The following is a 6,814-nucleotide window of genomic DNA, read 5'->3' as shown; positions in this document are numbered from 1 at the left end:
ACCCACCACGGAGGGGCTCCGCCGTTGGCCGACCCGGCCGAAGGCCCGCTCTGCGCGCGATACAATAAGCACCATGAACACCCCCCAGGATTCCAGCCTCGGTCGCGAGGTCAGTTACCCGTCGCAGTACGATCCCGGCCTGCTGTTTCCCATCCCCCGCAGCGGCGCCCGCGCCGAGATCGGCCTCGATGACGCCGCGCTGCCATTCGTCGGCCATGACCGCTGGCATGCCTTCGAGCTGAGCTGGCTCGACCCGCGCGGCAAGCCGCAGGTCGCCGTCGCCACCGTGCAGGTGCCGTGCACCTCGCCGCGGCTGGTCGAATCGAAGTCGTTCAAGCTGTACCTCAACTCCCTCAACAGCACCCGTATCGACAGCGCCGAGGCACTGCGCGAACGCCTGGTGACCGATCTGTCGGCCTGCGCCGGTGCGCCGGTGCAGGTGCGATTCGGCCTGCCGGAACTGCGCGAGGCGCCGCTGGGCGAGTCCATCGATGGGCTGGACGTGGAAATCGACTGCTACGGCCCGCCGCAGGCGGACTTCCTCGTGGCCGACGCGGGCGAGGTGGTGGAGGAGACCCTGGTCTCGGCACTGCTCAAGTCGAACTGCCCGGTGACAGGCCAGCCGGACTGGGCCACCGTCAGCCTGCGTTACCGTGGGCCGAAGATCGATCGCGCGGGCCTGCTGCGTTATCTGATCAGCTACCGCGAACACGCCGAGTTCCACGAGCAGTGCGTTGAGCGGATCTTCAGTGAGGTGTCCGCGCGTTGCCAGCCGCAGTGGCTGGAGGTGGAAGCCCGCTACACGCGCCGTGGTGGCCTGGACATCAACCCTTGGCGCGCCAGCCCTGGCATCGCCGCGCCGGCTGCGACCTACCGCGAACTGCGCCAGTAGCCGCCTCAGGCGGTTACGGGTAGCGCCGGCCGCTGGCCGGCAACCGCGTGGAACCCGCGTGCAGGCCAAGCCGGCCAGCGGCCGGCACTACCGGTTCAACGGCAAGCCCCACGGGTGCCTTCCGCCCCGATTGTTCAGCCGCCCCGGGGGGCGGCTTCACATCTGCACCATCCCCATTTAACAACCGTCATGGCAACGTGCGAACCACGTAGTCATGCAAACGGGAGTTGTGGATGAGTACCGAGAAGAAAGCCGATTTCTCCGGCGTCAGTGGCAGCGTCGACAGTACCGCCGAGCAGGTGCCGAAGGCAGACTTCTCTGGCGTCAGCGCTTCGGTGGACAGCACCGCAGACGTCGTCAGCGGCGGCACCTACACCGTGCAGAAGGGTGACTCGTTGTCGAAGATCGCCAAGCAGCATCTGGGCGACGCCAATGCCTGGAAGAAGATCTTCGAAGCCAATCGCGATGTGCTTGACGACCCGGACAAGATCTTCCCGGGCCAGACCCTGAAACTGCCGCCGAAGTAAACGGCGATCGAACGCCGTCCGACAATCCCTGGGAGGAACCCCGAATGATCAAGACCACCCCGCTCCAGACCGCCCTGATCGCCGCCCTGCTGGGCAGCGTTGCCCTGGTAGGTTGCAAGAAGAAAGAAGAGTCGACCGACAACAACGCCGCGCCCGCCGCAACCGCTCCGGCCGAGACGGCACCGGCGCCGATGACCGGCGCGCCGCCGCCGATGGCAGAAGCCGCTGCTGTCAGCGTCTCGGCGGTCACCGTGGGCAAGACCGCTGCCGCCGACAAGTCGGTTGCAACGGCGGCGCTGTTCGCTCCGAAGGATGACATCATCGTCTCGGTCAAGACCGATGGCGCTGCCAACAACGTCACCGTTGGCGCGAAGCTGACCTACCAGGACGGCCAGGTGGCCGGCGAACAGAACGCAACCCTGAACACCAGCGGTGCGGAAACCACCAACGTCACCTTCAAGAATGCAAAGGGCTGGCCGGCCGGCAAGTACCGCGCCGAGGTCACCGTCGATGGCAAGGCGGCCGGAACGCCGCAGGAGTTCGAGGTCAAGTAAGTCCTGCCGACTCTCTCCCGGCAGGGCTCACGATGGACGCAGCCGCGAGGCTGCGTCTTTTTTTATGGTGCGATGGCGGGGTCTCATCCACGCATCACCGCCGCACAAGCCCGGCCGAACGAATCACTGCGTTGCAGTACCGCCGCGTATGGCGCGGCTTTGCCCCGCGCGGCTGAAAACGCGACAATGCAGGGGTTTCCCCGCCGCGCGCCCACCCTGACGGCGGCGGGGGAAGTGACACGGTTGCACGTGGCCCGGCGCTGGCGCCGGCCTTCCCCTGAGCACTGCTACAGAGTCCAAGTCCCCCATGTCCAAGATCCTCTACACGCTGACCGACGAAGCACCGTTCCTGGCCACCCAGTCGTTGCTGCCGATCGTCGACGCCTATACCTCCACTGCCGGCATCGCGGTGGAAACCCGTGACATCTCGCTGTCCGGCCGCATCCTGTCGCTGTTCCCGGAACTGCTGAGCGATGCGCAGAAGGTCAACGACGACCTGGCCGAGCTGGGCCAGCTGGCGACCACCCCGGACGCCAACATCATCAAGCTGCCGAACATCTCTGCCTCGGTGCCGCAGCTGAAGGCGGCCATCAAGGAACTGCAGGACCAGGGCTACCCGCTGCCGGATTACCCTGAAGCTCCGGCCGACGACCAGCAGCGCGACTACAAGGCGCGCTATGACAAGGTCAAGGGCAGCGCGGTGAACCCGGTGCTGCGCGAAGGCAACTCCGACCGCCGCGCACCGCTGTCGGTGAAGAACTACGCACGCAAGCACCCGCACCGCATGGGCGCCTGGGCCTCGGATTCGAAGTCGCACGTCGCGCATATGGCCGCCGGTGATTTCTACGGCAGCGAGAAGTCGGCCACCCTGGCAAACGCCGGTGCGCTGAAGATCACCTTCCACGGCAAGGACGGCAGCACCGTCGTGCTGAAGGAAAAGACCGCGGTGAAAGCGGGCGAGATCGTCGATGCCGCGGTGATGAGCCGCAAGGCGCTGGCCGCGTTCATCAGTGAGCAGATCGCCGATGCCAAGGCCCAGGGCGTGCTGTTCTCACTGCACCTGAAGGCGACCATGATGAAGGTTTCCGACCCGATCATGTTCGGCGTGGCAGTCAACGAGTTCTACAAGGACGTGCTGGCCAAGCATGCCGACGTGCTCAAGCAGGCCGGGTTCGATGCCAACAACGGCATCGGTGACCTGGCCGCGCGCCTCCCGTCGCTGCCTGAAGCCACCCGCGCTGCGATCGAAGCCGATCTGGCTGCCGAGTACGCGCAGCGTCCGGGCTTGGCCATGGTCAACTCGGACAAGGGCATCACCAACCTGCACGTGCCGAGCGACGTGATCGTCGACGCCTCGATGCCGGCGATGATCCGCGACTCCGGCAAGATGTGGAACGCCGAAGGCAAGCTGCAGGACACCAAGGCCGTCATTCCGGACCGCTGCTACGCCGGCGTGTACCAGGCCGTCATCGACGACTGCAAGGCGCACGGTGCCTTCGACCCGGCCACCATGGGTTCGGTGCCGAACGTGGGCCTGATGGCGCAGAAGGCCGAGGAATACGGCTCGCACGACAAGACCTTCCAGATCGCCGCCGACGGCGTGGTCAAGGTCACCGATGATGCCGGCACCGTGGTGTTCGAGCACGCCGTGGAAGCCGGTGACATCTGGCGCATGTGCCAGACCAAGGACGCGCCGATCCAGGACTGGGTCAAGCTGGCCGTCGAACGCGCCCGCCTGAGCAGCACCCCGGCCGTGTTCTGGCTGGATGCTGCCCGCGCCCACGACGCGCAGGTCATCGCCAAGGTCGAGCAGTACCTGAAGAACCACGACACCGCCGGCCTGGACATCCGCATCCTGCCGCCGGTGGAAGCCACCGCGTTCTCGCTGGACCGCATCCGCAAGGGTGAGGACACCATCTCGGTGACCGGCAACGTGCTGCGCGACTACCTGACCGACCTGTTCCCGATCATGGAGCTGGGTACCAGCGCCAAGATGCTGTCGATCGTGCCGCTGATGGCCGGTGGCGGCCTGTTCGAGACCGGCGCCGGTGGTTCGGCCCCGAAGCACGTGCAGCAGTTCGTTGAAGAGGACTACCTGCGCTGGGATTCGCTGGGTGAGTTCCTGGCCCTGGCCGCGTCGCTGGAACACCTCGGCAACCGCTACGACAACGCCGCTGCCCGCGTGCTGGCCAAGGCGCTGGACGAAGCCAATGGCCAGTTCCTGGACAACGACAAGTCGCCGTCGCGCAAGCTGGGTGGCATCGACAACCGCGGCAGCCACTTCTACATCGCGCTGTACTGGGCGCAGGCCCTGGCCGCGCAGACCGAAGACGCTGCACTGCAGGCCCGCTTCGCACCGCTGGCCAAGGTGCTGACCGACAACGAGCAGAAGATCGTCGAAGAGCTGATCGCCGTGCAGGGCAAGGCCGTGGACATCGGCGGCTACTACCGTCCGGACGTGGCCAAGGCCAGCAAGGCGATGCGCCCGAGCGCGACCTTCAACGCCGCGCTGGAGCAGCTGCGCGGCTGATCCATCGCCGCTCGGTCGTGATACCGGAACCCGCGCTTCGGCGCGGGTTTCTTTTTTGCAGGCCGCGGGGGTCAGAGCCCTTCTGCATGGCAAAAGGGCTCTGACCCCTTCCTGCCCGGGGTCGGCTCCCTCTGCACCGCAGAGGGCTCTGACCCCAGCCGAAAAGCGCGACATCCGCCGGCTGTCGGAATGCCGTCAAAGGGGCATGAAACTTGCCCGCGATGGCCGTCGCAGAACCGATAAGAGTGAATCTGCAACCGCCCTCGATCTGAGCAGTCGATCACGACGGCTGCCGCTGGCGATGGCCTAGCCTTGGCGACGCGAGGCCACCGGGGAGGTGGCCGCACGGGGAACACGGATGGCACGCGTGCTGGTGGTGGGAACCGACATCCAGGGCGAGCAGGCCCTGCTGCAGCGGCTGCGCGTGGCATCGGCCCTGCCGGACGACCAGATCCGCCGCAGCCAGGACCTGGATGATTGCGACCTGCTGGTCATCCGCGATACCCCGGCGCTGCGCAACGCGGCCCTGCGCATGCGTCAGCAGCGTCCGCGACTGCAGTGCTGGATCGAGGACCTGGGGGGCCAGCTGCGTGACGGTGATGGCCACCAGGACGTACTTGATGACAGTGCCATCGGCCGTGCATTGCGCGGCATGCAGTTGGCAGTGGAGCCCCTGGCCATGCACGCACTCGCACCGATCCGCCTGGCTGATGGTGCGCATGCCATCACCCGTCTGCTGCGCGAGCGGCTGCCGCTGCGGCAGGGCCAGGCACTGCTGAGTGATGCGGGCGAGCCGTTGCTGTTGATGGATCTGGAGCACGACCAGGCGGTGCTGCTGCAGGAGCCAGCGGCCACCCTTGTGGAACGCCTGGCCGATGCCTTCGAACGCCTGCAGCTGGATGCGTTGACGCCGGCGCGCCTGCAGGCGCTGGCCGGTGAGCGGCCGCGCCAACCGCTGCGGCCGCTGTTGTGGCAATGGGCGCAGCGCAGCCGCCATTGGCAGGCGCTGGATGAACGCCTGCGCAGCGCGTCGGTGAAACTGCTGCGCTGGCCGGACTTCCGCGTGCTGGGGCACGACCACGATGGCTTCCGCCTGTGCTCGCTGTTGCTCAAGCGGGCCTGCACGGTGGACGAGTGCGCGATGCTGCTCGAGCTGCCGGCCGCAGCGGTGCGCGATTTCATCCATGCCGCCTACCTGTGCGGCTATGCACAGTTGCAGGTGGCGTCGGGCGCACCGATAGCGTCGTCGAGGCACGGCGCCGGTACCGACAACGGCCTGCTCGCCCGCTTGTGGCGGCACCTGCGCGGGAGCGAGCGCAATGCGTGAGCACAAGGTGGTGGTGCTGGGCGGGATGGGCAGCGGCAAGTCGACCCTGGTGCGCAGCATCGCCGCCGGCGCGGTGATCGACACTGACGTTGCCAACAGTGACCGTGCGGGTGCGGACAAGGCGTCGACCACCGTAGCGCTGGACTACGCCGATATCCACCTGCCCAACGGTGAGCGCCTGCGCCTGTACGGAACACCCGGCCAGCAGCGTTTCGATTTCCTGTGGCCGATCCTGTTGCAGGGCGCACGTGGCGCGGTGCTGCTGCTGGATGCGCGTCGCGCCGGCCTGGCCAGCGAGCTGGAAGACTATCTTCAGGTGCTGCGCCCGTTCGCATCATCCTTGGCACTGGCGGTGGCGGTCACCCACCTGGACCAGGCGCCACAGGCCGCGCTGGATGACTGGGCCGCCCGTGCCTACCTCGATGACCAGCCGCTGCCGCTGCTGGCGGTGGATGCCCGTGACCGCGAACAGGGACTGCTGCTGATGGATGTATTGATGAGCGAAATGGAAGCGCACGCACTGGTGGCTGCGCATGGCTGACGGGCAGCTGGCGGTACTGCCCGATGCCGGCCAGCGTGAGCGCCTGCAGCCTCTGCTGCAGGACCTGCAGCAGCGCGTGGAAGGCGTGCGCACGGTCGTGCTGGCCAGCGTCGATGGTTTTGCGCTGGTGAGTGCCGGGGCCGAGGGGCGCGGCGAACGGCTGGCGGCGATGACCAGCGCGATGCTGGCGCTGGCCGCGGCGGTCGGGCGCGAACTGGTGCTGGGTGATCTGCAGACGCTGATGCTGGAAGCGGCGGGCGGCAAGGTACTGATGCTGGCCATCCATGCCGAGGGGCGCGCGCCGTTGCTGCTGATGGCGGCCTGCGACCAGCGCAGCGTGATCGGCCAGGTGCTGTGGCAGAGCAGGGAATGTGGCCAGGCGATCCTGGCCGAACTCGGCGGATCGTGAGCCCGGCCGCAGGGGAACGAGGGGCTCGAACCAA

Annotated in this window: 7 protein-coding genes; all 7 read left to right on the top strand. The window is 67.2% G+C overall.

Going from position 1 to position 6,814, the window contains the following annotated elements; genetic code table 11:
- Positions 1-73 precede the first annotated feature (73 nt).
- The 7 genes from queF (at position 74) to DI041_RS16535 (ending at position 6,780) form a co-directional block, all read left to right on the top strand.
- Positions 74-892 (top strand): NADPH-dependent 7-cyano-7-deazaguanine reductase QueF, encoded by an 819-nt coding sequence (queF, locus tag DI041_RS16565; protein WP_136639424.1) that lies wholly within the window; start codon positions 74-76, stop codon positions 890-892.
- Positions 893-1,125: 233 nt separating this feature from the next.
- Complete coding sequence (locus tag DI041_RS16560; RefSeq protein ID WP_005419771.1) at positions 1,126-1,419, top strand: LysM peptidoglycan-binding domain-containing protein; 294 nt, start codon at positions 1,126-1,128, stop codon at positions 1,417-1,419.
- Positions 1,420-1,463: 44 nt separating this feature from the next.
- Positions 1,464-1,973 (top strand): hypothetical protein, encoded by a 510-nt coding sequence (locus tag DI041_RS16555; RefSeq protein ID WP_136639423.1) that lies wholly within the window; start codon positions 1,464-1,466, stop codon positions 1,971-1,973.
- A 307-nt stretch (positions 1,974-2,280) separates the two neighbouring features.
- Positions 2,281-4,503 carry an NADP-dependent isocitrate dehydrogenase gene (locus tag DI041_RS16550; RefSeq protein WP_136639422.1) on the top strand — a complete coding sequence of 741 codons (2,223 nt, stop codon included), beginning with the start codon at positions 2,281-2,283 and terminating at the stop codon, positions 4,501-4,503.
- Positions 4,504-4,861: 358 nt separating this feature from the next.
- The gene (locus DI041_RS16545; RefSeq protein ID WP_136639421.1) at positions 4,862-5,830 is read left to right on the top strand and encodes a hypothetical protein; all 969 of its coding nucleotides are present in this window, start codon (positions 4,862-4,864) and stop codon (positions 5,828-5,830) included.
- Positions 5,823-6,371, top strand: a complete 549-nt coding sequence (locus tag DI041_RS16540; RefSeq protein ID WP_046986067.1) for a GTP-binding protein — start codon at positions 5,823-5,825, stop codon at positions 6,369-6,371. Before DI041_RS16545 ends, DI041_RS16540 begins: the two co-directional genes overlap by 8 nt.
- Complete coding sequence (locus tag DI041_RS16535) at positions 6,364-6,780, top strand: roadblock/LC7 domain-containing protein (RefSeq protein WP_136639420.1); 417 nt, start codon at positions 6,364-6,366, stop codon at positions 6,778-6,780. Before DI041_RS16540 ends, DI041_RS16535 begins: the two co-directional genes overlap by 8 nt.
- The last annotated feature ends 34 nt before the right edge of the window (positions 6,781-6,814 follow it).

The sequence above is a fragment of the Stenotrophomonas maltophilia genome, assembly GCF_004920835.1.
Lineage (GTDB): Bacteria > Pseudomonadota > Gammaproteobacteria > Xanthomonadales > Xanthomonadaceae > Stenotrophomonas > Stenotrophomonas maltophilia_AQ.
Note: the sequence above shows the minus strand (reverse complement) of the source record. Positions and strands in the feature narration are given on the sequence as shown.